We start from the raw sequence: 25,209 nt of genomic DNA, 5'->3' as shown, positions 1-25,209 counted from the left end.
TACATGTTATGTAAGGAGATTGGCTAAAGCGGAAATAATAATTTGATACCAAAGGCTAGTAAAATGATTCCGCCAAGCGCGCCGCTATATGAACCAACCCATGACCGAACCTGTTTACCGAGTAATAATCCGAGCCATGTGAGGAGCATACTAAAAAAACCAAACAATAATATAGTCATCCACACCCGGGAACCGTAAATCCCGAGGCTTAAACCAACGGAGAAGCTGTCTAAGCTTACACTTGTGGCAAAAAGAACGAGACCAGCCCCAACAGGTGCGATAAAGGGCTTATCCTCTTTGCGGATAGAAGCAACGATCATTTGGAGTCCCAGCACCAAAAGCAGCGCCCCGCCGATATAGGTGGCAAGAAAACCGAGCCATCCAGATAAGAGCTGACCTGTCAGCATGCCAAAAAGCGGCATAAACATATGAAATATCCCAATGACAAGTCCAATATAAATGATCTGGCGGAACCTCAGCTGAATCATCCCCATACCAAGTCCAACCGAAAAAGCATCCATCCCAAGTGCAAAAGCCATGATGCTGAGTGTCAGCAATTCGCCAGCTAGTTCGTTCATGTAAATCCCCCTTGGACACACATTCTCCTTTAACCTATGTTTGTCCAAGAAAGGTTAGAACTATTGGAACGAAGGGAGTATACGCCCTCCTGCGGCTTTTTGCAGACGGTTCATAATGGCAGAACCGACTCCTTGCTCTGAAAAGGCTTCTGAAATAATCAAGTCTACATCTGTTTCATCAAATTGTCTCAGTACACGATAAAGGTTTGCAGCAACCGTTTCAGGTTTTTCTCTCCATCCACAGCTGTACACAACATCTGCCGCAAACAGCGATTTCTTTTCCTCTGTTGTCAGCACTCCGACTTTTATACCTTCAGCTCTGTATTTCTGAATGTGACGCTGCATGTCTTCATCACTTCCATGAAAGATATACATCTGGGCTTCAGGTGCATAATGTGTGTATTTCATTCCCGGCGATACAGGCGCCTCGTCCTTTTTTGTCAGCCCTGGGTCCACACTCACCGTTCCGACTACCTCTTCTAATGCTTCTTTTGTAATCCCGCCTGGTCTTAAAATCACCGGGGTCTCACCGACACAGGATACAACTGTTGACTCAACACCAATTCCAGTTGAACCGCCATCCACAATCCCAGCGATTCTCCCTTGGAGATCACTCGCTACATGGTCAGCTTGTGTTGGTGAAGGTTTCCCTGAACGGTTGGCACTTGGTGCAGCAATTGGAAGACCAGCTGCTCGGATGAGCTCAAGCGCAATGGGATGGTCAGGCATTCTCACACCTACTGTGGATAAACCTGCTGTGACCTGCTTTGATAAAGCGCCCGGCTTACACGGAAGAACGATGGTTAAGGCGCCCGGCCAAAAGGCATCCATCAGCGCCTTCGCTTTTTCGCTTTCTATTTGTGCAAATTCATGAAGCTGCTGAACCTCCGCAATGTGAACAATCAACGGATTATCACTCGGACGCCCTTTCGCTTCATAAATTTTCATCACGGCTTCTGTCTCTTTCGCATTTGCCCCGAGTCCGTAAACGGTCTCTGTCGGGAAAGCAACCACTTCATTTTGCTGCAGCAGATCGGCCGCCTGTTTAATTTGTGGATAGTATGTGGATAAATCCTTTTCTAAATCCACAGACCACCTTTTTGTATTTAACATCATACAAACTCCTTTTAAAAAAGATAAAACTGTTGATATATCTCAATTATCCTTTTGAAAGTATAAAAGATGATGATCAATAAAACAAGCGTTGTCCACAATTTGTGGATAACGCTTGTTTTGTAGTGGATAAGTATGTGTATAAGTCCATCATTTTGTGATTAACTGCCTTTTTTTTGCAGGACCACAGCCTGTTCTTTCCCCAATGTTTCTTTTGCATGTGCAGAGCTCCATATGCTTTCTGGAATTTCCTCTAAAGGCGCGAAGCCCATTAATGCCAAAAAATCATGGGAGGAGGAATGGTTTGCGACGACATAAAAAGTATCCACACCCATTTTTTCTCCGAGCGTTTGAACACTTTGGAACAAAGAGACAATGTGTCCCTGACCGAGCTTATCTGATATGACAAGAGACCGCAGCAATCCCTCTTGTTCATTGAGCTGTTCAAGACCTAAGCAGCCTGCCAGCTGACCGTCCGCATCTTCCATCACAACAAATGTCGTACGATCCGTAAGCGTTACTCCGCCTTTCGCTTGTCCCTTTTCAAGAAAAGCATTGATCGCCGGGATATCTTCTTCTGTGGCTATTCTTAATTGATAATACATGCTTTCACCTCTTTTTGATCTCTTACTTCAACTCTATGAGGCAAAAACCGATTTATACCTTTTTTAAGAGAAAAGACTAGAGACCCATTCGAACAAAAAGAACTTCACTTCACCTGTCTCTTCTTCCTCTTCTTTCACCACTTCATTGACAGACTCTTTCGTTTGCTGCGCTGTCACTTGTTTATCATCATCCCCTTCTGGTGAGGCGATGGCTTCTCCGTTTGAAAAATCGATAAAGCAGAGCGGCGGAAATAACACACACCACCAGTTGGCTCCATCCCCTTCTCCAAGCGTAATTAAAATGGCTTCATATTTCCCAGCAGGGTAAACGAAATTTCCATAAAGCTTTGTTGGAAATGAAGCTTTTTGAAAACTAACCGATACGGATTGATCAATGTGCTGTTCCTTCAATTTCGCTTTGGCGATACGATTGATTTCTGGCAGCTTTGATCGAATGACACGTCTTGCTTCTTCAATGGATGTGAGGTCTTTGACCCACTCCGTCATATTAGCATTGACCTCGTCACGAATACTTCTTTTCACATCCTGATCCGCTGAACGATCACTATTTGCTAAAATGCGTAATCGAATCGCTTCATCTGGTATGACAACAGGCTGATTTGCAGAAGCAGCCGCTGTCTCCTCCTTGCCAAGGTTTGCAAAAGCACCGCATAATAATAGAAACATATAAAGACAAATCATCATTTTACTTTTAAACATTGTGTGTTCCCCCCACTTTTTCTCTTCGCTACAAACATTGTGTCCAGGAAACTCATCTCATAAACAGTCAACATGATTTTTTTAATAGATTATGAGTCAAAACAAAAAAGCCGTTCTCATTAAGAACGACTTTTGAGTGAGGATTGGTAGTCAGAAGGGTACAGTCTCCCATCCCAATCTCGGCTGATTTTTAAACCAGATTCTGTTTTGATGACAGTCATGGTCCCTTTTTTCTCTATTTCTTTTTTGACCTTTTCTTTTTGATCAATAAATTGGATCACCATTTCATAGTTAAATTCAATTCTGTCATCGCTTTCATCTGAAGGCGTAAACATAATTTTCTTCAGCTTAATTTGACAATCTTGATCCTTCGCCGCTTCTAATATGCTCGGGAACATGCTGTCTTGTGTATATTCTTGATATTCATGTTCGGTTAAATAAACCTTCAGCTTCTCTTTCATGTCAGATAGGTCATCCGTTCGATTCACTGTGTATTGTGCTTTTTTATAGCTTTCTCCAAATGCTGCTGCCTCTTTTTTAAAGCTCGGTTTACCACAAGCACTCACAATCAATAGTACACTGACGATGACCAACACCATCGCATACCTTTTGTTCACACCATTCGCTCCTTCAAAACAAATTTATGTAAAAAATCATGATCAGAATGTTCATTCTTCTATATTATACGTTTCTCTTTTACCATAAGTTTCATCTTTACATAATAAAATAGTCCGGCTTTATTCAGCCGGACTTTCCGTTTTGAATGTGCGCGCAAACAGCTCGATCTTTTCCATTAATATCTTTGACGATGCAAACATTCGCTTTAGGAAATGCCTGCACGAGAAGCGCTGTGACATCTTGACCTTGCGTATGTCCAATTTCAAAGACAACAACTGCCTGCTCACTCAGCACGCTGTGAAGATCACGAATGAGACGCTTATAAAACCACAAGCCATCACGTCCGTCAGTCAGCGCATTGACCGGCTCATGTTTCGTCACAACCTCAGACAGACTGTCCATTTCTTCCGCCGCAATATAGGGTGGATTGGAAATAAACACATCCACTTTGATGCCTTGAGCTATAACCGGGTCAAGTAAATCTCCATGTAAAAAATGAACGTCTGCACCGAGCGCTTTTTGATTCCGTTTTGCTACCGCAAGTGCTTCATGCGAAATATCAGTCGCTGTGACAGATAGTGATTTTTTTTCAAGAGCCAGCGTAATCGCAATTGCTCCGCTTCCTGTGCCAACGTCAACTGCTTTGAGCGGCTGATCGGGCGGGAAGACGTCACCTGCCAAATTGAGCGCCGCCAAAACAACTTCTTCCGTTTCAGGACGAGGAATAAGAACATGCTTGTTCACCTCGAAAGGACGTCCGTAAAAAAATTCAACACCCGTTAAATGCTGAACAGGGACACCTGTCTTATGCTGCGAAACAAACTTGCTGAACAGTTGATCTTGCTCCTCAGGCAGCGAATCATGAAAACGTGCAAGAAGCTCACTTCTGCTACAGCCCAGCACATGCATCAAAAGAAGCTCTGCTGCATTTTGGTCTCTACCGGCTTCCGTTAACAAAGAAGAAGCCCATTTAAGGGCTTCAAAAATTGTTCGTTGTTTATTTTGCATTTTGAAGCTTTCTTGCTTGGTCTTCCATAATTAATGCATCAATGACCTCGTCAAGTTTTCCTTCTAAAATTTGATCAAGCTTTTGAATCGTCAACCCGATACGGTGATCTGTTACACGGTTTTGCGGGAAGTTGTACGTACGGATACGCTCTGAACGATCCCCTGTTCCAACCGCAGATTTACGCGTTTGATCATATTCAGCCTGTGCTTCACGCTGGAATTTATCATAAATTCTCGCACGCAGTACTTTCATGGCTTTTTCTTTGTTTTTGATTTGCGACTTCTCATCCTGACAGGATACAACCACACCTGTTGGAAGGTGAGTTAATCGAACTGCAGACATGGTCGTATTGACACTTTGTCCGCCAGGTCCGCTAGATGTGAAAGTATCTACACGGATGTCTTTTTCATGGATATCAATTTCAACTTCTTCAGCCTCAGGCAATACAGCAACTGTCGCTGTTGATGTATGAATCCGTCCGCCTGATTCCGTTTCCGGAACACGCTGCACGCGGTGTGCGCCGTTTTCAAACTTTAGTTTGGAGTATGCGCCTTTCCCGCTGATCATAAAGATAATCTCTTTATAACCGCCTGTGCCTGTGACACTCGCTTCCATTACTTCCGTTTTCCAGCCTTGCATTTCAGCATAACGGCTGTACATGCGGTAAAGGTTTCCGGCAAAAAGAGCAGCCTCTTCTCCACCCGCTGCACCACGAACCTCCACAATAACGTTTTTGTTGTCATTCGGATCTTTCGGGATCAGCAAGATTTTCAGCTCGTCTTCTAAACGTTCCGTTTCCTCTGTGAGCTCTGAAATTTCTTCTTTGACCATGTCGCGCATCTCGGCATCCAGCTTCTCTTCCAGCATTGCTTTCGCATCATTCAGCTGGTCGTATGCCGCACGATATTGTCTATATACCTCAACAGTTTCTTGAATATCGGATTGCTCCTTTGAATATTCACGAAGCTTCGTAGGGTCGTTCACCACTTCAGGGTCACTTAAATATTCATTTAGCTTTTCATAGCGTTCTTCAATTGATTTTAAACGGTCTAACATGGTCTTCACCTCTGTTTTGTGCGTAACAGTCTAATTATAGTATAGCGGGGTATGACAGTCAAAAAAATTTCCAAAACAATTGATTTCCTGCAATTTTTCGCTAGAAAACACGATCTTTGGCGATTGGTTACTTGTTTTGTCTAACGTGAAGGAACAGGTCCTCCTTAAAGAGAATGGTACTTGTAATTGAAAAAAGGGAGGGCATTTGGTTTGAATACAAATGAGGTTGCAAAAGAAATTGGTGTTTCTTCAAAAACGATTCAGCGTTGGGTCAAACAGCTCAACATCCCTGTCGCCCGGAATGAACTTGGACACTATGAATTTCATGAAGATATCATGCAGCTGCTCAAAGAGGTCAAACACCAAATGAGTGAAGGTGTGATCCTCCAAGACATTCAACTGCCAATCCATAAAGAAACCGTTCGTCAATCAGCACCTGCTGCCGAAACCGATGTCTCCATACAGCGGATTGAAGCATTAGAAAAGCAAGTGAAAGAGCTTATTCAGCAGCAATTACACATCACTGATGTAGAAGACCGCCTGCAAGAGCTTGAACGGAAACTAGCTAAAAAGGCAGATGAAGGTGTATCGTATCAGCTGCTCCAGCACCGCAGGGAAATTGAAGATTTATCCACTAAATTTGACCGACTCGCCGCATCCTTAAAACAACCGTCACAAGTAGAAGAAAAAAAGGAAATCGCACACCCTGACATCAAAAAAAAGCGTGTACTCTTCCCTCTGTTTCATTCATTTCGCTAAGAAAGGCTGCCTTATGAGGCAGCCTTAGATTGTTGACAAAGTGCTAAAATGTTCTTTATTTTAGCACTTTGTCTTCTTTTCAGCGTGATAGAAAACCTTTGCAGTCTAGGAAGGACGAGTACCGGAGCGGAGCGAATTTGACATTCGTGAGCACCGGAGCGCAGACCTGACAACGAATGCGAGGGTTTGTCTACACGCTGAGGCTGCCTAATGAGGCAGCCTTTTTACTATATTATACGGTAAGTGCAATAATAATCGGTAATGTGATGAGTGACATGATGGCACTGATGACAAATGCGGATGCAGTTTCCGCCTCTTGTTTTTCAAATCGTGTTGCGATCATCGCTGCAACAGCTGAACCTGGGAAGGCTACAAGTAATACAGCTTTTGTAATTTCATCCGCCGAAAGACCCATAAGAACAGCGATAAAATACATAAGTATTGGTTGTACAGCTACTTTTAGCAATGCAATACTGAAGGCTGGCAAGCTTAATTTAATTTTGCGGATACCAACAGTAACACCAACTGCGAATAGCGCAACCCCTGATGTAACACTGCCAATTTCCTCTAACATTTCATGTCCGAGTGCAGGAAGTTTAAACCCTAAAAGAACAAGAATGATACTGGCTAACGGTGCAAGTGCAAGCGGCTCTGATAAACCGTGCAAAATTGCTTTTGTCGTCATTTTTAGGAAGCTTTCGCCGTCTTTTGTTTTTCCTTTTGTTTTTTCACCGACAGTTGACACAATAATTGCAATTGGATCAAGCATTGCATTTACAACTATTCCGGTAATCGCAATCGGAATTGCAACCTCTTGAGCTCCAAATAAACTGCCCAAGACCGGAATCCCCATAAATGCAAAGGTCGGTTGTGCTGAGTTTAACGAGAAAACAGAAGAATCTGTTAAATCATATTTAAAAGCAAATTTCGTAACTAAAAGGATAATGATATAAAAACCAACGATTCCGAAAATCAATGCAACGAAAAATGGAATTTGACTATAGAATTTATCTTTTGGTGTTGACAGAATACTGGCGATAAAGTGCGCTGGTAAAGCATACTTTGTTACAAGTGTACTTACACCTTTTGCAGATTTAGCGTCATAGCTGCCGAAGTGTCCTGCGAACCAACCCAGCGCGATAACGAAAAAAATCGGTGCTAGGAGGATCAAAATATTTAAAAAGTCCATCTTACTCTTCCTCCTTAAATCCTTTACATGTTTCTTATTTATTGCGGCATTGCTTAGATTACCCGAAGCAATGCCGCGTTACACATTTTATTATGCTCTTACAATTTTTTTATATTCAGGAATCCACATTGCGTCTTTCACAGCTTGTTCGATGTTGTCAGGCGTTCTTCTAGCTACACCATCTTTAATTGCTGCTTTCGCAACTTCAACAGCCACATGGATTGACACTTCTTGCAATTTATCAATACTTGGCAGTAGACCAGCACCTGGTTTCTCATGATCAACCATTTCAGCAATTGCATTCGCAGAAGCAACGAACATGCCTTTTGTGATGATTTTTGATTCTGTTACGATTGAACCAAGACCAAGTCCAGGGAAAACAAACGCATTGTTTGATTGTCCGATTTCATGTTCAATTCCGTTATACTCAACGTTTTCGAACGGGCTTCCTGTTGCAACAAGTGCACGGCCGTCAGTCCATTTGAATAAATCCTCTGGCACTGCTTCAGCAAGCGGTGTTGGGTTAGACATTGGCATGATCACTGGTCGCTCTGTATGAGCTGCCATTTCTTTAATGATTTCTTCAGTGAATGCGCCGCCTTGACCTGATGTACCAATTAAGATTGTTGGCTTCGCTTGGCGTACAGTTTCAGCAAATGAGATTTGTCCTTTTTCATCGCGTGCCCAGCCTTCTACTTCATCAGATGTACGAAGGTATGGTTTTTGGAAATCAAGTACTTCATCTTCAAATTGATCTGTTAGCAATCCTCTGTAGTCTAATGTCCAGAATGCATTGTTTGCTTCTTCTTCTGTTAGACCTTCAAGAACCATTGTGTCACGCATTTGATCTGCGATTCCGATACCAGCTGATCCAGCTCCGAAGATGACAACACGGTGATCTTTCAATTGAGTACCAGTTTTCTTGACAGCTGCAAGAACACCCGCTAAAGTAATGGCACCAGTACCTTGAATATCATCATTGAACGTTAAGATGTTATCGTTGTATTTTTTCATGATGTTACGCGCATTTTTGTTTCCAAGGTCTTCCCAGTGAAGCAATGCTTTCGGGAAGAATTTAAGTGCTGCTTTCACGTAAGCATCAATGAATTCTTCGTATTTCTCACCTTGTACACGTTTGTGGTGGTTCCCGATGTATAATGGATCATTCAATAATTTTTCATTGTTTGTTCCAACATCTAATACAACTGGAATCACGCGGCTAGGATCAATACCTGCTGCAGCCGTGTAAACAGCTAATTTACCGATTGCGATGTTGATACCACCAACACCCCAGTCACCAATTCCAAGAATACTCTCAGAGTCAGTTGCAACGATGAGATCAATATCTCCAGCAGTTGCGTGCAAGTTTTCAAATGCTTTCTCTATGCCGTCAATGTCGTCGATTGAAAGATAGACACCATGAGGTCTTCTGTATTCATGGCTGTATTCTTGAATCGCTTCACCAACAGTTGGTGTGTACACAACCGGAAGCATTTCACGAAGCTTTTCTGTTAGAAGCTTGTAGAACAATACTTCGTTACGGTTTTGTAAATCACTTAAGTATACGTTTTGACGAAGACGATCCGGCTGTGCTAGAAATTGCTTGTACGCTCTTTCCGCTTGCTGTTCTAAAGTCAGAACCGTTGGAGGAAGTAACCCTTCTAGTCCAAGCTCTTGTCTTTCTTCTTCAGAGAAAGCAACGCCTTTGTTCAACGTTGGAATCGATAATACATCTTTACCTGTCAAAGTGGTTTCGAGGTACCCTTCTTTTGTTTTCTTCACGTTGTTCATCAAAAACTACCCTCTTTCTAAAATATAAATAAAGTGAACTATTAATCCAAAGAATGATTAAGGAGAAAAATCCTTAATCAAAAAAATTATGACAAGAAATCGAACTTTTCGTTTAAATGCTTTACACTACAGTTAGTCATTTTATGCCTGCTTATGACAAAACGCAAGCGTTGAAAATTAGATAATTTAATCGTAGTGTTATTTAATTTATTTAAGTACAAATGATGGGTGTCCAGCCAAAATCTCGAAAAACGAAACACAGCGGCATTTGCTATTTTTTTAATTGTCAAGTGTTGTACCAACATCAAGTTTTGGTACTTCATGGTGATGTCTGCATCGTGCTTCGTATGATTCCTGCGCACCTACTAAAATAATAGGATCATCATAGGATGCGGGTTTACCGTCGATCAAGCGTTGTGTTCTACTCGCTGGGGAGCCGCATACCGAACAAACTGCTTGAAGTTTTGTTACAAGCTCTGCACATGCCATTAAATGCGGAACAACACCAAATGGCTCTCCTCTGAAGTCTTGATCCAGGCCTGCAACAATGACTCGGTAGCCTTGGTCAGCCAATTGAGTGACAATGTCAATGATTGTCTCATCAAAAAATTGCACCTCATCAATGCCAATGACATCGGTTCTTTCTGATATGTGCGTTATTATGTCTTTTGGTGAGGCTACTGCAATCCCATCTAATGATGAACCGTTATGTGACACAACTGAGCTTGTACTATATCGGTTATCAATCGCTGGTTTGAATATTTTTACTTCTTGTTTGGCAAAGGTGGCCCTTTTGGCTCTCCGAATCAATTCTTCCGACTTTCCAGAAAACATACTGCCGCAGATGACTTCAAGCCAACCGCTTTGTTTCATCACATACATAAGGTCTTCTCCCCCGTTTTAAAGTTCCATCAATCCACGTAAAAAAACAGGCAAGAACGGATTCCTGCCTGTTTATTGTATCTATTATTACTTAAGACCGTATTTTTTGTTAAAGCGGTCAACACGTCCATCAGCAGAAGCGAATTTTTGACGGCCTGTATAGAAAGGATGGCACTCAGAGCAAATCTCGATGCGTACCTCTTCTTTTACTGATCCAGTTTCAAACTCATTTCCACAAGCGCATTTGACTGTAGCTTTTTTGTAGTTAGGATGAATTCCTGTTTTCATCTACTGTCATCTCCTTCCGCCCTGAATCCAATTCGGAAACAGAGTTAATATCTCAGAAATAAATTCTGAAACGCACATGATAAAATTATAACAGTGTGAGTCTATGATTGCAAATGTATTTTTTCAGGGAAGCTATCTTCTTGATGCAGACATATTGGCTTGTTTCCATTCTTGCGTTAAAATATCGAAAAATTCCTGGTTTGTCTTTGTTTTTCTCATTTTGCGCATGAACTTCTCAGCGAAGTCAGGTGTATCTGACATCGATTTTCTCATCGCCCATAGACGATCAAGATGCTCTTTTGGCACAAGCAGTTCTTCTTTTCTCGTACCAGAACGGCGAATGTCAATCGCAGGGAAGATTCTTCTTTCGGCCAAAGAACGATCCAAATGAAGCTCCATGTTCCCAGTTCCTTTAAACTCCTCATAAATCACGTCATCCATACGTGATCCTGTATCAACAAGTGCAGTGGCTAAAATCGTCAAGCTTCCGCCTTCTTCAATGTTACGCGCAGCACCAAAGAAGCGTTTTGGACGATGGAAAGCCGCAGGATCAATACCGCCTGAAAGCGTTCGGCCGCTTGGCGGAATCACAAGGTTGTATGCACGAGCAAGCCTTGTGATGCTGTCCATTAAGATGATGACATCTTTTTTATGTTCAACAAGACGCATCGCACGCTCTAATACAAGCTCTGCTACTTTAATGTGGTTTTCCGGTACTTCGTCAAAGGTTGAACTAACAACATCCCCTGCAACAGAACGTTCGATATCTGTTACTTCTTCTGGTCGTTCGTCAATCAATAGGACAATCAGCTCTGCCTCTGGATGATTTTCAGAAATGCTGTTGGCAATTTCTTTAAGCAAAATGGTTTTCCCAGCCTTAGGCGGTGCAACGATTAAACCACGCTGTCCAAATCCAACTGGCGCCATCATGTCCATAATTCTAGTAGACAGGTGATTAGGCTGTGTTTCAAGAATCATTTGGCGGTCAGGAAATAGCGGTGTGAGTGCAGGAAAGTGAACACGTTCCTTTGCTGATTCTGGGTCGTCCCCATTTACCGCTTCTACATGAAGGAGGCCATAGTAGCGTTCATTTTCTTTTGGAGGTCGTACCTTTCCAGACACTTTATCTCCATTTCGTAAATCAAAGCGTCTGATTTGTGAAGCTGAAATATAAATGTCTTCAGAACTTGGGGAGTAGTTAATCGGTCTTAAGAAACCAAATCCCTCAGACTGAATAATTTCAAGAACCCCTTCCATAAATAAGAGATCCTCTTGCTCAGCGTTCGCCTTTAAGATGGCAAAAATTAATTCCTTTTTTGTTAGTTTGCTGTAATAAGAGATTTTGTATCGCTTTGCTAACTCATACAGCTCTTTTAATTTCATATTTTCCAAAGATGAAATCGAAACATCTTTCAATATGGACACCACACTTTTCTAGTCAATGTATTTCTTTACAAATGCATGACCATTGTATTTGATTAGCTTTTAATTCCGTTGTTGTTGGAATGACCTCGCTCTCATGGTAACGCTCCCACTCGTTTTATCGTGAAAGATAGGAACAATGTGAAATAGAGCTTTGTCAACATAGAGAAGGATAATGAGTATATCGTCATGATGCGGCAGTATTTAAACTTTGTTGAAGCTTAAAAGAAGTAAATTCGCAGAAAATTTCGCAGCACTCTTTAGTTTTACCTCATTTGCAGAGAATATTCAACTTTAAAAAGAAAATGATATACATTTGACACCTATATGAAAAGCGGGTAATGAATACCCGCTTTCAGATTACGGACGAATGACAAGATTCGGTTTTTTCTTTAAGCTGTGTCTGCCGTCTACGAAACGAACCGTACCTGATTTCGCACGCATGACAACACTATGTGTTGTTCCAACAGAGCCTTTGAATTGAACACCTTTAAGTAATTCGCCGTCCGTTACACCTGTCGCTGCAAAAATGGCGTCATCTCCTTTTACGAGATCTTCCATTCTGAGGACTTTACCAACATCCAGCCCCATTTTCTCACAGCGTCTTAGTTCTTCTTCACTTTGAGGAAGAAGCTTACCATGAATTTCACCGCCAAGTGCCTTTAATGCAACAGCAGAAAGGACACCCTCAGGCGCTCCGCCTGAACCAAATAGAATATCAACACCTGTGTGATCAAATGCTGTATTAATGGCTCCTGCAACGTCCCCATCATCGATCAGTTTAATTCTTGCTCCTGCTTCTCTCAGTTCAGCAATAATTTTCTCATGTCGACCTCTGTTTAAAATCGTTGCAACCACATCTTCAATATCTTTGTTTTTCGCTTTTGCAACAGCGCGAAGATTATCAATGACAGGCGCTTCAATGTCGATGCAGCCTACCGCTTCTGGACCTACTGCGATCTTATCCATGTACATATCAGGTGCATTCAGCAAGTTGCCATGATCTGCAACTGCAATGACAGCTAAGGCATTCCAGCCGCCGCTTGCCACAATGTTTGTTCCTTCTAATGGATCAACAGCGACATCCACGCGAGGTCCATATCCGTTCCCAAGCTTTTCCCCAATATAAAGCATTGGTGCTTCGTCCATTTCTCCTTCGCCAATGACCACTGTTCCCTTCATTGGAATGGTGTCAAATACATCACGCATTGCACTTGTTGCAGCATCATCTGCTTCGTCTTTTAATCCTCTGCCCATCCAACGGGCAGATTTTAATGCGGCTGCTTCTGTCACCCGTACTAGTTCCATCGATAAACTTCTTTCCATTTTTGTCCAAATCTCCTCTCACAGTCAAAGCCTTATGAATTTTGAAGTTCTTCTATTTCTTGGTCATTCAGCTTTTCACGCCAGATGGTTGCACCCAAGCCTTCAAGCTTCTTCTCAAGCAGACTATATCCTCTGTCTATATGTTCAAGCCCTGTGATTTCGGTCACACCGTCTGCCATTAACCCTGCGACAACAAGACAAGCACCTGCACGCAGATCACTTGCTTTGACCTTTGCTCCTTGAAGCTGCGTTTGTCCGGTAATAATAGCAGATCTTCCTTCGACCTTCATGTTTGCACCCATTCGACGCAATTCGTCAATGTGCTTAAAGCGGGCTGAGTAGATCGTATCTGTGACCACACTCGTGCCTTTCGCTTTTGTTAACAGCGCCGTCATCGGCTGCTGAAGGTCAGTCGGAAAGCCCGGATACACAAGGGTTTTGATATCTACAGGCTTGAGTCCTTCGTTTCTGCCAACGATCAGCATCTGATCGTTGCTCGTTTCAATGGTGAACCCCATTTCTCTAAGTTTCGCCGTAATTGATTCTAAATGAGTTGGGATCACATTATCAAGTACAACTTCATCTCCCATCGCTGCACCAGCTATTAAAAATGTTCCTGCTTCGATGCGGTCAGGGATGATTGAATGCTTACAGCCATGAAGAGATTCTACACCTTCGATTCGAATGACATCGGTACCCGCACCTTTGATTTTGGCTCCCATGCTTGCAAGCAGTGTCGCTACATCAATAATTTCGGGTTCCTTTGCAGCATTTTCAATCACGGTTTTTCCTTCAGCCAGTACGGCTGCCAGCATGATGTTGATCGTCGCACCTACACTGACAACATCAAGATAAATCCGGGCTCCGACTAATTTTTCAGCGCGCAAATAAATCGCACCCTGCTCATTTGTCACCTCGGCTCCAAGTGCTTCAAAACCTTTGATATGCTGATCAATCGGCCGAGGTCCTAAGTGGCATCCTCCTGGCAGTCCGATGACAGCCTGCTTGAATCTGCCCAGCATGGCTCCCATTAAATAATAGGATGCACGCAGTTTCTTCACTTTTCCATTAGGAAGCGGCATACTGATCATGGAAACAGGATTGACGACCATTTCACCTTTTTCAAAAGTGACCTTTCCGCCAATTTCTTCTAACAGATCCCGCAATGTGTCGATATCTGATATATGCGGAAGGCCTTCAATGGTTACTGGAGAATCAGCGAGAATCGTGGCAGGAATCAGTGCCACAGCACTATTTTTCGCACCACTAATATGTACGGTCCCGCGCAAGGGGTCACCGCCGGCAATGTTTAACTTTTCCATATTTGTCTCCCTTCTTAAAGAAGATCACTGTTGGAGTTATACTGTTTGTGGATGTCGCGCTTTAAAAGGTCTTGTCCAAAATTTAGCCAATATCAAGAGAAAGAATACAGGTTAAACGAAATTTGTCGGAAGAAAAATAATCGAAGCTTTGCGAGGCTGTGATGTTCTCTTCTTTGCACAAAACATTTCTTAGCGTTTATAAGGAAAACTGCGGCAAACGAGAGACAATCCCGCCTGCCACAATCACTTATTTATTCCAGTCTGCTAAAAATTGCTCAATGCCTGCATCCGTTAATGGGTGTTTCGTCAGCTGCTTGATGACTTTCAGCGGCATTGTGCCGATATGAGCACCTCTAAGCGCAGCTTCTGTCACATGCTGCGGGTGACGAATGGATGCAGCAATGATTTGTGTATCTAATCCATGAACATCAAAAATAGTTTTCACTTCGCTGATGAGATCAAGACCATTTTGGCCAATGTCATCTAAGCGGCCGAGGAATGGAGAGACATACGTCGCACCAGCTCTAGCTGCAAGAAGTGCCTGGTTTGCACTAAAAATCAATGTGACGTTTGTTTTAATTCCAAGGTCTGTTAATGCTTTGACAGCTTTAAGACCATCTGTAGTCATTGGAATTTTGACCGTGATATTTGGTGCGATGGCAGCAAGCTCTTTTCCTTCTTCAATCATTTCCTCTGCTTTTAGGGAAATCACTTCTGCACTGACAGAACCTGATACCACGTCAGTGATTTCGCGAAGGCGGTCGTGGAATGATACGTCCTTTTCTTTCGCTACTAAACTAGGGTTTGTTGTGACGCCTGCTAAAATGCCAAGCTCGTGCGCCTCTTTGATGTCTGCAATATTTGCTGTATCTACGAAAAATAACATAACTGTGCCACTCTCCTATCAATAAATTGTCTGAAATGTAAATTTGATTGCGCTTTCTCAAGATATGGAGAAAACCGCCTGTGACTCAGGCGGCTTTCGGTTCTCATCAAATTATGCTTGGTTAGAAGAACCAAATTCGCGCATTTTGCCGATAACAGTCGCTTTAATTGCGTCACGAGCTGGTCCAAGATATTTACGTGGATCATACTCTTCTGTTTTTGCAGCAAGTGTTTCGCGTACTGCTTTCGCAGAAGCAATTTGGTTTTCAGTGTTTACATTGATTTTTGCTGTACCAAGTGAAATTGCACGCTTGATGTCAGCAGTTGGGATACCTGTTCCGCCGTGAAGAACAAGTGGAAGACCAGTTGTTTTACCAATTTCTTCCATTTCAGCGAAACCAAGGTTTGGTTCACCTTTGTATGGACCATGTACTGAACCTAATGCAGGTGCAAGGCAGTCAATACCAGTGCGTTCTACAAGCTCTTGGCACTCTTTTGGATCAGCATAAATAACGCCCTCAGCGATGACGTCATCTTCTTGCCCACCAACAGTTCCAAGTTCAGCTTCTACAGACACACCATGGAAATGTGCAAGTTCAACGACTTTCGCAGTTGTTTCCACATTCTCATCGAATGGGTGGTGAGAAGCATCGATCATGACAGAAGTAAATCCTGCATGAATGGCTTTTGCACAAGATTCAAAGCTTGAACCGTGATCTAAATGAATCGCAACAGGAACTGTTACATTATATTCTTCGATTAACGCTTTAACCATTGCGACAACTGTTTTGAAGCCGCCCATGTAGCGTCCTGCTCCTTCAGATACTCCTAAGATAACAGGAGATTTCTCTTCTTCAGCAGCTTGTAAAATCGCTTGCGTGAATTCTAAGTTATTTAAGTTAAACTGTCCAACAGCGTAACCTTTTTCCTTTGCGTCTTTCAACATTTCTGTCATTGAAACTAAAGGCATGATGAAAAATCCTCCCTATGTAGCTAATTTGCTTGCTAAAAAAAGCTCTCCACCCTAGCATGACCAGAATTTCTCGCCATATGTAAACTTTCAAAGTCAGATCGCTTTCTTCTTCTTTTCTAGAATACCAATTATTCGACAAATCGGCAACAGAATGACTCGATTCAATCATTTCCATCTAGCCATTTGTTTCAAGCGGCAGGTATTCTTTGACAGCATCTCGGATTTCATCAATATCAAAAGGCTTAGCGAAGTGCGTCAATGCACCGAGTTCTTTGGATTCTTGGATCATATCTAATTCACCATAAGCTGTCATAATGATGACACGGATGTCTTCATCAATTAATTTCATCCGTTTTAAAATTTCGATACCATCCATTCCGGGAATTTTCATATCAAGCAGGACAAGGTTCGGTCTATGGTTTTTCACAATATCTAATGCCTGAAGTCCATTGGCAGCTTGAAAGGTTTGATAGCCTTCTTTATGAAACACTTCATTCAATAATATTCTAATACCGTACTGATCATCGACAATTAAAATTTTCTCATTCATCTGTTACACCCCATTGCTTTCATTTTTCGCCATAAAAAGAGCTGTTGTTAAATAATTCTGTTTGATTTTCACATTTCCTTTAATTATAATAGTTTACTTTACGACATTTTCTGAGCATTTTTCCTAATATTCTCTTTATATTCTATTATAAAATGATCTGACCGAAGGAGGAAATGAGTCTTGTTAAAAATTTTTACGACCCAGTTATCAGGTATTTTTTCACGTATTGGAGAAAAGCAGGCTGAAGCGATTGAGGACGGTGCACGCCTTCTTGCACAGGCCGTTGTCAGTGGACATGCCGTTTATTTTCACGGGAAGAATGAACTGGCTGCTGTCGCCTTAGAGGCATCTGAAAGCAAGGAGCCGTTTCCCGGTGCAAAGGTACTACCGCTCGATCAAAAGGAACGCAGCTTACTTCATCCAAGTGACAGGGTCCTGCTATTTTATTCAGACCCAGAAGATCTGGAAATTCAATCTCTTGTAAAAGAACTGCACGAACAAGGTACCCCCATTGTTGGTGTAGGGCCGGCACAAAAGGAGCCGTCTACGATTGAAGAACATTGTGATGTCCACATTGATTTTCAGCTCAAGAAACCGCTTGTGCCCGCTGAAGATGGGACAAGGTTTGGTTATCCTGCTTTAATGACTTGCTTATACGTCTACCACGCTCTATCGTTTACTGTGAAAGAAATCGTGGAGGAATACGAATAAAAAAACTGCCGAGAAGTGATATTCTCGGCAGTTTTTTGTTTTATTTTGATTCAGATGCTTGAAGTGAAGCACCAACGAAATCTCTAAATAATGGCTGTGGTCTTGTCGGTCTTGAAACGAATTCTGGGTGGAACTGAGAAGCAAGGAACCAAGGGTGATCCTTCAGCTCGATAATTTCAACAAGACGTCCATCTGGGCTTGTACCAGAGAAGACGAAGCCTGCTGCTTCCATTTGCTGTCTGAATTCGTTATTAAACTCGTAGCGATGACGGTGGCGTTCGTAGACCACTTCGTCATTGTATGCAGCAAATGCTTTTGAGTCTTCATTTAATTTACAAGGGTATAGACCGAGACGAAGTGTTCCGCCTAGATCATCTACATCCTTCTGTTCTGGAAGAAGGTCAATGATTGGGAATGCTGTTTCAGGATCAATTTCCGCTGAATGAGCTCCCTCAAGGCCTAATACGTTTCTCGCGTATTCGATAGATGCCACTTGCATTCCTAAGCAGATTCCGAAGAATGGCACTTTGTTTTCACGGGCATATTGTGTGGCAATGATTTTCCCTTCTACTCCGCGGTCTCCGAAGCCTCCAGGAACAATAATGCCGTCAACATCTTGTACGAAATCAGCGATATTCTCTGCCGTCACTTCTTCTGCATTGATCCATTTAATTTGAACATCTGCATCAAACGCATAACCAGCATGACGAAGTGATTCAACAACAGAAATATAAGCATCTTGCAGCTCAACATATTTCCCTACAAGACCAATTGTGACTTGTTTCGAAAGGTTTTGCACTTTATCAACAAGCGCTGTCCACTCCGTCATGTCCGCATCTTGGCAGTCAAGTTTCATATGTTCACATACTAGCTTGTCCAGTCCTTGTTTTTGTAAATCTAGCGGAATGGAGTAAAGCGTGTCTGCATCCTGACATTCGATCACAGCTTTTGTATCAATATCACAAAATAGCGCAATTTTGTCCTTCATATCTTGTGCCAATGGCATTTCAGTTCTGACCACAATAACGTTTGGCTGAATACCAAGACTGCGAAGTTCTTTCACACTATGCTGTGTTGGTTTTGTTTTCAATTCACCCGCTGCACGGATGTAAGGAACGAGGGTACAATGAATGTACATCACGTTTTCACGTCCGATGTCACTCTTCATTTGACGAATGGCTTCAAGGAATGGAAGGGATTCGATATCTCCTACTGTTCCGCCGATTTCTGTAATGACCACATCTGCACCCGTTTCTTTTCCGGCACGGTACACACGGTCTTTGATTTCATTTGTGATGTGGGGAATGACCTGTACTGTTCCACCTAAGTAGTCACCGCGGCGCTCTTTCTTCAGAACAGTAGAGTAGATTTTACCAGTTGTGACGTTGCTGTACTTATTTAAGTTAATATCAATGAAACGCTCGTAGTGACCTAAGTCAAGGTCTGTTTCAGCACCATCATCTGTGACAAAAACCTCACCGTGCTGGTATGGACTCATTGTCCCTGGGTCTACGTTGATGTATGGATCGAATTTTTGAATGGTGACATCCATCCCTCTATTTTTCAGAAGGCGGCCTAACGATGCAGCCGTGATTCCTTTTCCAAGTGAGGAAACAACTCCTCCTGTTACAAAAATATACTTTGTCATTTCGTATGCTCCTCTCTTTTTTACCCTTGCATGTCTAGACATGCACAGCTTCATCCTTTTTAGAGTGTATCCCTAAATCTCTTGAAAAATAAGAAAGCTCCCTTTCAAATAAATGAAAGGGAGCGTAAATGAACGTATCTTTACGTACTCTTTTTTAGAGAGCCCAAAATACATACTACATAGTTCGCTCTCGAAAGTCAAGACGGTTTTGTCCTGTTTTGAGGACCGGTTTGAGAGGGTTATTTTTCTTCCTCATCATCGTCTAAATCGTCTTCATCAATCTCCGTTAAGCCGTCATCATCTTCATCATCTTCATCATCATCTTCGTCGAAGTCTTCAAGATCTTCATCAATTTCTTCATCATCGTCTAGGTCGAGATCATCGTCGTCTTCAACAAGATCAAGGTCTTCTTCAAGCTCGTCGATTTCTTCTTCCTCTTCGATTTCATCGAAGTCTTCTTCAACGACAGCTGCTTTTGATTTTTTCTTTTTCGCTTTTGTTTTCACAGCTGGCTGAACTTCTTCTTCGATTTGATCAACTGGATACCAGCTGCGAAGTCCCCATCTCTGATCACCTAACGAAATAAAGCGGCCATCTATATTTAAGTCTGTATAAAATTGAGCAAGTCGATCATCAAGATCGGATTTTTGTATTCCTTGCAAACGGACCATTTCATCTATTAACTCGGAAAACGTAATTGGTGTTTTGCTGTCTCTGAAAATTTCATATGCAAGTTCAACTAAAGACATTTGTTTGAGCTGTTCCTGTGAGTATTCTTTCAAACTCAAGGTCAGACACTCCCTTTCTATTACATGTATGTATCCATTTATCAGTGAAATAATAAGTATTTATACCTTATTCTTACGACAAACCATACCTCTCATTATAAACAAATTAGAGGAGTTTATGCCACCTTTATTGATGTTAATTTTTGATTTTTCTCACGGGGCGCACCTATAACTTCATCATCTGCGTTAAATTGGACTTGTTCTTGTGTGCGGCATGCTTTTTGTCGTTCAGTTTTTTCTCGTCTGTTTTAAAATGGGATGTTCTGAGTTAATGAGACAACGACAGGAATCGTGAATAACATTCCCGCAGACATAAGTACGATTAGTTTTCTGCGGCTGTTTTCTTTTTCTTCCTGCTTTTTTGGAGATTTCGAAAGCTCCGCGGACACCATAATCCAGATGATCATCGTGGTGATTGCTAAAATGGCCATAAATGTTGAGTTCATCATCATAACCTCCATATTGATATTTTCCCTAATTTTAACATAACACTATGGTCATATGGATGAACATTGACAATGCGCTCATATTTGAAAACTGCATGAAGAACCAAAACAGACCACCTCACGTTCAGGCGGTCTTTGCTTGTTTTCTACATATCTAGCAGTTTCCGTGAGATAACCAGGCGCTGAATTTCCTGAGTTCCTTCATAAATTTGAGTGATTTTCGCATCACGCATGTATCGTTCGACTGGGTAATCCTTTGTGTAGCCGTACCCGCCGAAGATTTGAACCGCTTCTGTCGTCACCTTCATCGCTGTATCACCAGCAAAGAGCTTGGACATGGCTGATTCCTTTCCATACGGGAGGCCTTTCGTTTCGAGCCATGCCGCTTGGTAAGTAAGCAGCCTTGATGCTTCAATCGCTGTTGCCATATCAGCCAGCTTAAAGGCGATCCCTTGCTGCTGAATGATTGGTTTGCCAAATTGTTTACGCTCCTTAGCATACTGAACCGCCGCATCAAGAGCGCCTTGAGCAATCCCTACCGCCTGTGCAGCAATGCCGTTTCTTCCGCCATCGAGTGTCATCATGGCTATTTTGAACCCTTCTCCTTCTTGACCAAGCCGGTTCCTTTCATGAATTCGGCAATCTTCAAATCGAATTTCCGTTGTTGGCGATGAACGTATGCCCAGTTTGCTTTCCTTTTTGCCAACGGAAAAACCAGGTGTCTCTTTTTCTACAATGAAAGCAGTTGTATTTCGAGACGAAGCTTCTTGGTCTGTTACGGCAAACACAATATAATAATCTGCAATGCCTCCATTTGTAATAAAGATTTTCGCCCCGTTCAGGACGTATTCACTGCCTGCCTTGACGGCCGTTGTTTTCATTCCGCCAGCATCTGAACCAGAACCGCTCTCGGTGAGCGCATATGCTCCTATCTTCCGCCCTTCTGCAAGCGGCTTTAAATAAGTCTCTTTTTGTTCATCTGTTCCGAATGTATAGATTGGCCATGAAGCAAGAGATGTATGAGCGGACAGGGTGACACCTGTAGAGGCGCACACTCTTGAAAGCTCCTCAACTGCTATGACGTAGGCTAAATAGTCACTGCCGATTCCGCCCGCTTCTTCCGGCCAAGGGATACCCGTTAAACCGAGCTCCGCCATTTTGCGAAAAATAGATGGGTCATATGTCTCTGTTTCGTCTCGCTCTGCTGCTGTTGGCTCCACTTCATTTTTCGCAAAGTCTCTCACCATTTTTTGAATCATTTCATGTTCATCACTTAATTGGAACTGCATCATGAGCCACCTCGTTTCATATTAGCTGTTTACAGATGACCAGCCTTTGAATTTCACTTGTTCCTTCATAGATTTCACAAATTTTCGCATCACGAAAGTAACGTTCTGCTTGATAACGATTCGTATAACCATCCATGCCCAGCAAATGGATCGCTTCTGTACCGATTTCCACCGCTGTTTTTGACGCAAATAGCTTTGCCATTGATGCTTCCTTTGTGACCGGACGATTTGCCTCTTTGAAAGAAGCCGCTTGATAGACGAGCAGTTTGGCCGCCTCAAGCTTCGCCGCCAAATCGCCCAGTCGAATGGTCGTTTCAAGACCTGCTGGATGCTGCTTTAAATAGGTCACTGCCTCGGTTAAAGAGGCTTCTGCAATGCCAAGGCTTTGAGCCGCAATTCCGATTCTCCCTGCATTTAAGCTAGACATGGCAATTTGAAAGCCTTCTCCTTCTGCACCGAGCAGCTGATGCTTTGGAATCCGCACGTCATCAAAATGAAGCGTGACTGTTTTTGAACCGTGAAGCCCCATCTTCTTCTCATCTTTTCCAATCGTAAATCCCGGCGTATCTTTCTCGACAATGAACGCCGATATATTTTTTCTCGCAGAAGCCGGATCGGTCACCGCAAAGACAAGATATAGCTCTGCTTCTCCGCCGCTTGTGATAAAGATTTTTGTCCCATTTAATACATAATCGCCGCCCATCCGCTCTGCTCTTAACTGGATACTGGAGGCATCTGATCCAGCCTTTGGTTCAGTCAGACAAAAGGCTCCCAGCTTCTCTCCTGATGCAAGCAGCGGGACATAAGATTCTTTTTGTTCCTTCGTTCCAAAAGTCAAAATAGGCATCGTCACAACAGATGTATGAACGGACACAATGACACCGATGGTCGCACTCACTTTCGATAATTCATGGATTGCGATGATATACGTTGTAAAATCTGCTCCTAAGCCTTGATACGAAGCTGGTATTGGAATCCCAAGATAGCCTTGCCGCCCCATTTCACTTAAAAGGGTTTTTGGAAACCGGCCTTGTTCCATGGCTTCTACTTCAGGGAATATACGCTGGCGTGCAAATTCTGCTGTCTGTTCTCTCCAGAGACGCTGTTGATCCGTAAGCAAAACATCCATCTTGACTCCCCCTATGAGTGGTCGTGGTATGTGTAAAAACCTCTCTTTGTCTTTTTGCCCAGCCAGCCTGCATTCACGTATTTTTTCAAAAGAGGACAAGGTCGGTATTTGCTGTCTCCAAGTCCCTCGTGAAGGGTATTCATAATAAATAAACATGTATCCAGTCCGATGAAATCAGCTAGACGAAGCGGCCCCATTGGGTGATTCATCCCAAGTGTCATGACACCATCAATGCTTTCTGCATCTGCTACGCCTTCATATAGGGTGTAAATGGCTTCATTGATCATTGGCATCAATATACGATTTGATACAAACCCTGGGAAATCTTCCACTTCAATTGGGGTTTTGTTTAATGTCTTCGCTGTTTCATAAACAACTTGATATGTGTCATCACTCGTTTGCAGCGCTCGAATGACTTCAACCAGTTGCATGACAGGAACCGGATTCATAAAATGCATACCAATCACTTTCTCCGGTCTGCTCGTCACAGCTGCTAATTCTGTGATCGACAAGGAAGACGTGTTTGTCGCAAATATTGCCTCCGCCTCTGCAAATTGATCAAGTGTTTCAAATATTTGTTTTTTCACACTCATTTGTTCTGATGCGGCTTCTATGACTAAATGAGCCTGCTGCATGTCTTTTAAATCTGTGGAAACGGCAAGCCGCTGCGTAATATCTCGGACTGCCTGATGTGCCAGCTTTCCTTTTTCTGCCCGCTTCGTCAGTTGTTTGGTCATGGAGGAAATCGCTCGATGAATCTGCTTTTCTGATACATCATGGAGCAGGACTGTATAGCCTGACTGAGCAAACACTTGGGCAATGCCTGATCCCATTTGACCAGCCCCAACGACCATAACGGTCTCTTCTATACTCATCAATAAACGCCTCCCTTTTAATCTACCTTTATCATGATGGCATCTCCTTGACCGCCTCCACTGCAAATCGCTGCAATGCCAATGCCTCCGCCTCTTTGTCTTAATGCATGAATCAATGTCAATATCACGCGTGTTCCGCTTGCCCCAATCGGATGACCGAGTGCGACAGCCCCTCCGTTGATATTCATTTTCCGCCTGTCGATCCCGGTTATTTTTTCACATGCCAGAGCCACAGCTGAAAAGGCCTCATTGATTTCAAACAAATCGATATCCTCTAGGCGCTTTCCTGTTTTCTTTAAAAGCTTCTCGATGGCAAAGGCTGGTGTTTTCGGGAAATCCTTCGCCTCTACAGCAACCTGAGCATGACCGAGAACGACTGCCATTGGCTTTACGCCATGCTGCACAGCATACGTGTCTTTCATTAAAAGAAGCGCACTTGCACCATCATTGACACCTGGTGCATTTCCAGCGGTGATGGTACCCTTCTGATCAAAAACAGGCATGAGCTTTGACAGCCGTTCATATGACGTATCACGCCGCGGAGATTCATCTTCTGTGATCAGCCGTTCTCCCGTTTTTGTTTTGACGGTGACGGGGGTGATTTCATGTTGAAAAAAGCCGTTTTTTTGCGCTTCGATGGCCCGTTCATGACTTCTTAGTGCCCACAGATCTTGCTCTTCGCGCGTGATGCCGAGCTCCTTTGCAGCCACACTTCCATACTCACCCATATGAACGCCTGTAAACGAACAGGTTAACCCATCTAAAATCATCGCATCTTGTACTGCACCATCTCCCATTTTGTAGCCCCATCGCGCTTTTTTTAGCAGATAAGGAGCTTGAGACATGGATTCCATACCGCCCGCCGCGATGACCTCAGCATCTCCGGCTCGAATGATTTGATCTGCTGCGGTCACACTGCGCATTCCTGATGCACAGACTTTATTAATGGTTTGTGTTGGAACAGACCAAGGAAGATCAGCATATCTTGCTGCTTGCCTTGAAGGAATCTGCCCTTGCCCTCCTTGTAAAACACTTCCCATAATGACCTCATCTATTTCATGAGAACCCGAAACTCTTTCCAGTGCAGCCTTGATCGCTATACCGCCTAGTTCTGCGGCCGTCAAACCACTGAGAGCGCCGCCTAGTTTTCCAAAAGGTGTTCTTGCTCCAGATACAATGACCGTCGTACTCATGTATGCCCCTCCCTGTTTGTTACCGCTTACATATCATTTAGGCA

Annotated in this window: 26 protein-coding genes; 2 read left to right on the top strand and 24 right to left on the bottom strand. The window is 42.9% G+C overall.

Features of this window, described 5'->3' with window-relative positions; genetic code table 11:
* Positions 1-23: 23 nt before the first annotated feature.
* The 7 genes from NSS92_RS16290 to prfA all read right to left on the bottom strand — a co-directional run bounded on the left by NSS92_RS16290 (position 24) and on the right by prfA (position 5,699).
* A complete protein-coding gene (locus NSS92_RS16290; protein ID WP_267586824.1) occupies positions 24-578 on the bottom strand; it encodes a manganese efflux pump MntP in 555 nt (184 codons plus the stop codon).
* A 60-nt stretch (positions 579-638) separates the two neighbouring features.
* On the bottom strand, positions 639-1,691 hold the full coding sequence (locus tag NSS92_RS16285; RefSeq protein WP_267586825.1) for an L-threonylcarbamoyladenylate synthase: 1,053 nt from the start codon (positions 1,689-1,691) through the stop codon (positions 639-641).
* Between the two features lie 161 nt (positions 1,692-1,852).
* Entirely contained in the window at positions 1,853-2,296 is a 444-nt protein-coding gene (locus tag NSS92_RS16280; protein ID WP_267586826.1) for a GNAT family N-acetyltransferase, read from the bottom strand.
* Positions 2,297-2,359: 63 nt separating this feature from the next.
* Positions 2,360-3,016: a stage II sporulation protein R gene (gene spoIIR, locus NSS92_RS16275; protein ID WP_267586827.1), complete on the bottom strand. Its 657-nt coding sequence runs from the start codon at positions 3,014-3,016 to the stop codon at positions 2,360-2,362.
* 119 nt (positions 3,017-3,135) lie between these two features.
* Complete coding sequence (locus NSS92_RS16270; protein ID WP_324290873.1) at positions 3,136-3,615, bottom strand: hypothetical protein; 480 nt, start codon at positions 3,613-3,615, stop codon at positions 3,136-3,138.
* Positions 3,616-3,757: 142 nt separating this feature from the next.
* A complete protein-coding gene (gene prmC, locus NSS92_RS16265) occupies positions 3,758-4,642 on the bottom strand; it encodes a peptide chain release factor N(5)-glutamine methyltransferase (RefSeq protein WP_340869278.1) in 885 nt (294 codons plus the stop codon).
* Positions 4,632-5,699, bottom strand: a complete 1,068-nt coding sequence (prfA, locus tag NSS92_RS16260) for a peptide chain release factor 1 (RefSeq protein WP_034281226.1) — start codon at positions 5,697-5,699, stop codon at positions 4,632-4,634. Before prfA ends, prmC begins: the two co-directional genes overlap by 11 nt.
* 210 nt (positions 5,700-5,909) lie before the next feature.
* On the opposite strand from prfA, the gene racA reads away from it, so the two are divergent.
* Entirely contained in the window at positions 5,910-6,458 is a 549-nt protein-coding gene (racA, locus tag NSS92_RS16255; protein ID WP_340869274.1) for a chromosome-anchoring protein RacA, read from the top strand.
* Positions 6,459-6,690: 232 nt separating this feature from the next.
* On the opposite strand, the gene NSS92_RS16250 is transcribed toward racA, so the two are convergent.
* From NSS92_RS16250 to NSS92_RS16205, 10 genes are all read right to left on the bottom strand, one after another.
* On the bottom strand, positions 6,691-7,647 hold the full coding sequence (locus NSS92_RS16250) for an AEC family transporter (protein ID WP_251216071.1): 957 nt from the start codon (positions 7,645-7,647) through the stop codon (positions 6,691-6,693).
* 90 nt (positions 7,648-7,737) lie between these two features.
* Entirely contained in the window at positions 7,738-9,438 is a 1,701-nt protein-coding gene (gene malS / locus NSS92_RS16245; protein ID WP_144471919.1) for an oxaloacetate-decarboxylating malate dehydrogenase, read from the bottom strand.
* Between the two features lie 279 nt (positions 9,439-9,717).
* Complete coding sequence (locus NSS92_RS16240; RefSeq protein ID WP_048237655.1) at positions 9,718-10,320, bottom strand: thymidine kinase; 603 nt, start codon at positions 10,318-10,320, stop codon at positions 9,718-9,720.
* Positions 10,321-10,407: 87 nt separating this feature from the next.
* Positions 10,408-10,608, bottom strand: coding sequence for a 50S ribosomal protein L31 (gene rpmE / locus NSS92_RS16235; RefSeq protein WP_003215407.1), 201 nt, complete (start codon positions 10,606-10,608; stop codon positions 10,408-10,410).
* A 132-nt stretch (positions 10,609-10,740) separates the two neighbouring features.
* Positions 10,741-12,024 (bottom strand): transcription termination factor Rho, encoded by a 1,284-nt coding sequence (gene rho / locus NSS92_RS16230; RefSeq protein ID WP_008354975.1) that lies wholly within the window; start codon positions 12,022-12,024, stop codon positions 10,741-10,743.
* Between the two features lie 366 nt (positions 12,025-12,390).
* Complete coding sequence (glpX, locus tag NSS92_RS16225; RefSeq protein WP_048237657.1) at positions 12,391-13,356, bottom strand: class II fructose-bisphosphatase; 966 nt, start codon at positions 13,354-13,356, stop codon at positions 12,391-12,393.
* 32 nt (positions 13,357-13,388) lie between these two features.
* Positions 13,389-14,678: a UDP-N-acetylglucosamine 1-carboxyvinyltransferase gene (locus tag NSS92_RS16220; RefSeq protein WP_024423746.1), complete on the bottom strand. Its 1,290-nt coding sequence runs from the start codon at positions 14,676-14,678 to the stop codon at positions 13,389-13,391.
* 247 nt (positions 14,679-14,925) lie between these two features.
* On the bottom strand, positions 14,926-15,564 hold the full coding sequence (gene fsa / locus NSS92_RS16215) for a fructose-6-phosphate aldolase (RefSeq protein ID WP_003215343.1): 639 nt from the start codon (positions 15,562-15,564) through the stop codon (positions 14,926-14,928).
* Positions 15,565-15,675: 111 nt separating this feature from the next.
* A complete protein-coding gene (locus NSS92_RS16210; RefSeq protein ID WP_024423748.1) occupies positions 15,676-16,533 on the bottom strand; it encodes a class II fructose-bisphosphate aldolase in 858 nt (285 codons plus the stop codon).
* A gap of 178 nt (positions 16,534-16,711) precedes the next feature.
* Entirely contained in the window at positions 16,712-17,086 is a 375-nt protein-coding gene (locus NSS92_RS16205; protein WP_003214681.1) for a response regulator, read from the bottom strand.
* A gap of 180 nt (positions 17,087-17,266) precedes the next feature.
* Here NSS92_RS16205 and NSS92_RS16200 point away from each other — a divergent pair, with 180 nt between their 5' ends.
* Positions 17,267-17,797 carry a DUF2529 domain-containing protein gene (locus NSS92_RS16200; RefSeq protein ID WP_340869260.1) on the top strand — a complete coding sequence of 177 codons (531 nt, stop codon included), beginning with the start codon at positions 17,267-17,269 and terminating at the stop codon, positions 17,795-17,797.
* A 40-nt stretch (positions 17,798-17,837) separates the two neighbouring features.
* Here NSS92_RS16200 and pyrG read toward each other — a convergent pair whose 3' ends face one another.
* The 7 genes from pyrG to NSS92_RS16165 all read right to left on the bottom strand — a co-directional run bounded on the left by pyrG (position 17,838) and on the right by NSS92_RS16165 (position 25,165).
* Positions 17,838-19,445, bottom strand: coding sequence for a glutamine hydrolyzing CTP synthase (gene pyrG / locus NSS92_RS16195; protein WP_048237659.1), 1,608 nt, complete (start codon positions 19,443-19,445; stop codon positions 17,838-17,840).
* A 239-nt stretch (positions 19,446-19,684) separates the two neighbouring features.
* Positions 19,685-20,233 (bottom strand): DNA-directed RNA polymerase subunit delta, encoded by a 549-nt coding sequence (gene rpoE / locus NSS92_RS16190; RefSeq protein WP_340869257.1) that lies wholly within the window; start codon positions 20,231-20,233, stop codon positions 19,685-19,687.
* A gap of 248 nt (positions 20,234-20,481) precedes the next feature.
* Positions 20,482-20,679 carry a hypothetical protein gene (locus NSS92_RS16185; protein ID WP_267586833.1) on the bottom strand — a complete coding sequence of 66 codons (198 nt, stop codon included), beginning with the start codon at positions 20,677-20,679 and terminating at the stop codon, positions 20,482-20,484.
* 146 nt (positions 20,680-20,825) lie between these two features.
* A complete protein-coding gene (locus NSS92_RS16180) occupies positions 20,826-21,968 on the bottom strand; it encodes an acyl-CoA dehydrogenase (RefSeq protein ID WP_340869254.1) in 1,143 nt (380 codons plus the stop codon).
* A gap of 16 nt (positions 21,969-21,984) precedes the next feature.
* Positions 21,985-23,097, bottom strand: a complete 1,113-nt coding sequence (locus NSS92_RS16175) for an acyl-CoA dehydrogenase family protein (RefSeq protein WP_340869252.1) — start codon at positions 23,095-23,097, stop codon at positions 21,985-21,987.
* Between the two features lie 11 nt (positions 23,098-23,108).
* Positions 23,109-23,972: a 3-hydroxybutyryl-CoA dehydrogenase gene (locus NSS92_RS16170; RefSeq protein ID WP_340869250.1), complete on the bottom strand. Its 864-nt coding sequence runs from the start codon at positions 23,970-23,972 to the stop codon at positions 23,109-23,111.
* Positions 23,973-23,989: 17 nt separating this feature from the next.
* Positions 23,990-25,165, bottom strand: a complete 1,176-nt coding sequence (locus NSS92_RS16165) for an acetyl-CoA C-acetyltransferase (protein WP_340869248.1) — start codon at positions 25,163-25,165, stop codon at positions 23,990-23,992.
* Positions 25,166-25,209: the final 44 nt, after the last annotated feature.

It is taken from the genome of Bacillus sp. FSL M8-0166 (assembly GCF_038008825.1).
GTDB classification, from domain to species: Bacteria; Bacillota; Bacilli; order Bacillales; family Bacillaceae; genus Bacillus; species Bacillus safensis.
This window is presented reverse-complemented; position numbering and strand designations above follow the sequence as displayed.

Bases quoted from the DNA above. Each gene is read 5' to 3' on its own strand.
- NSS92_RS16165 (WP_340869248.1), bottom strand. From the start codon at position 25,165: ATGAGTACGACGGTCATTGTATCTGGAGCAAGAACACCTTTTGGAAAA.
- NSS92_RS16210 (WP_024423748.1), bottom strand. From the start codon at position 16,533: ATGCCTTTAGTTTCAATGACAGAAATGTTGAAAGACGCAAAGGAAAAA.
- NSS92_RS16185 (WP_267586833.1), bottom strand. From the start codon at position 20,679: ATGAACTCAACATTTATGGCCATTTTAGCAATCACCACGATGATCATC.
- NSS92_RS16205 (WP_003214681.1), bottom strand. From the start codon at position 17,086: ATGAATGAGAAAATTTTAATTGTCGATGATCAGTACGGTATTAGAATA.
- NSS92_RS16170 (WP_340869250.1), bottom strand. From the start codon at position 23,972: ATGAGTATAGAAGAGACCGTTATGGTCGTTGGGGCTGGTCAAATGGGA.
- NSS92_RS16175 (WP_340869252.1), bottom strand. From the start codon at position 23,097: ATGGATGTTTTGCTTACGGATCAACAGCGTCTCTGGAGAGAACAGACA.
- prmC (WP_340869278.1), bottom strand. From the start codon at position 4,642: ATGCAAAATAAACAACGAACAATTTTTGAAGCCCTTAAATGGGCTTCT.
- NSS92_RS16220 (WP_024423746.1), bottom strand. From the start codon at position 14,678: ATGGAAAAGTTAAACATTGCCGGCGGTGACCCCTTGCGCGGGACCGTA.
- rpmE (WP_003215407.1), bottom strand. From the start codon at position 10,608: ATGAAAACAGGAATTCATCCTAACTACAAAAAAGCTACAGTCAAATGC.
- spoIIR (WP_267586827.1), bottom strand. From the start codon at position 3,016: ATGTTTAAAAGTAAAATGATGATTTGTCTTTATATGTTTCTATTATTA.
- fsa (WP_003215343.1), bottom strand. From the start codon at position 15,564: ATGTTATTTTTCGTAGATACAGCAAATATTGCAGACATCAAAGAGGCG.
- malS (WP_144471919.1), bottom strand. From the start codon at position 9,438: ATGAACAACGTGAAGAAAACAAAAGAAGGGTACCTCGAAACCACTTTG.
- NSS92_RS16290 (WP_267586824.1), bottom strand. From the start codon at position 578: ATGAACGAACTAGCTGGCGAATTGCTGACACTCAGCATCATGGCTTTT.
- glpX (WP_048237657.1), bottom strand. From the start codon at position 13,356: ATGGAAAGAAGTTTATCGATGGAACTAGTACGGGTGACAGAAGCAGCC.
- pyrG (WP_048237659.1), bottom strand. From the start codon at position 19,445: ATGACAAAGTATATTTTTGTAACAGGAGGAGTTGTTTCCTCACTTGGA.
- NSS92_RS16250 (WP_251216071.1), bottom strand. From the start codon at position 7,647: ATGGACTTTTTAAATATTTTGATCCTCCTAGCACCGATTTTTTTCGTT.
- prfA (WP_034281226.1), bottom strand. From the start codon at position 5,699: ATGTTAGACCGTTTAAAATCAATTGAAGAACGCTATGAAAAGCTAAAT.
- NSS92_RS16280 (WP_267586826.1), bottom strand. From the start codon at position 2,296: ATGTATTATCAATTAAGAATAGCCACAGAAGAAGATATCCCGGCGATC.
- NSS92_RS16240 (WP_048237655.1), bottom strand. From the start codon at position 10,320: ATGTATGTGATGAAACAAAGCGGTTGGCTTGAAGTCATCTGCGGCAGT.
- NSS92_RS16180 (WP_340869254.1), bottom strand. From the start codon at position 21,968: ATGCAGTTCCAATTAAGTGATGAACATGAAATGATTCAAAAAATGGTG.
- NSS92_RS16285 (WP_267586825.1), bottom strand. From the start codon at position 1,691: ATGTTAAATACAAAAAGGTGGTCTGTGGATTTAGAAAAGGATTTATCC.
- NSS92_RS16270 (WP_324290873.1), bottom strand. From the start codon at position 3,615: ATGGTGTTGGTCATCGTCAGTGTACTATTGATTGTGAGTGCTTGTGGT.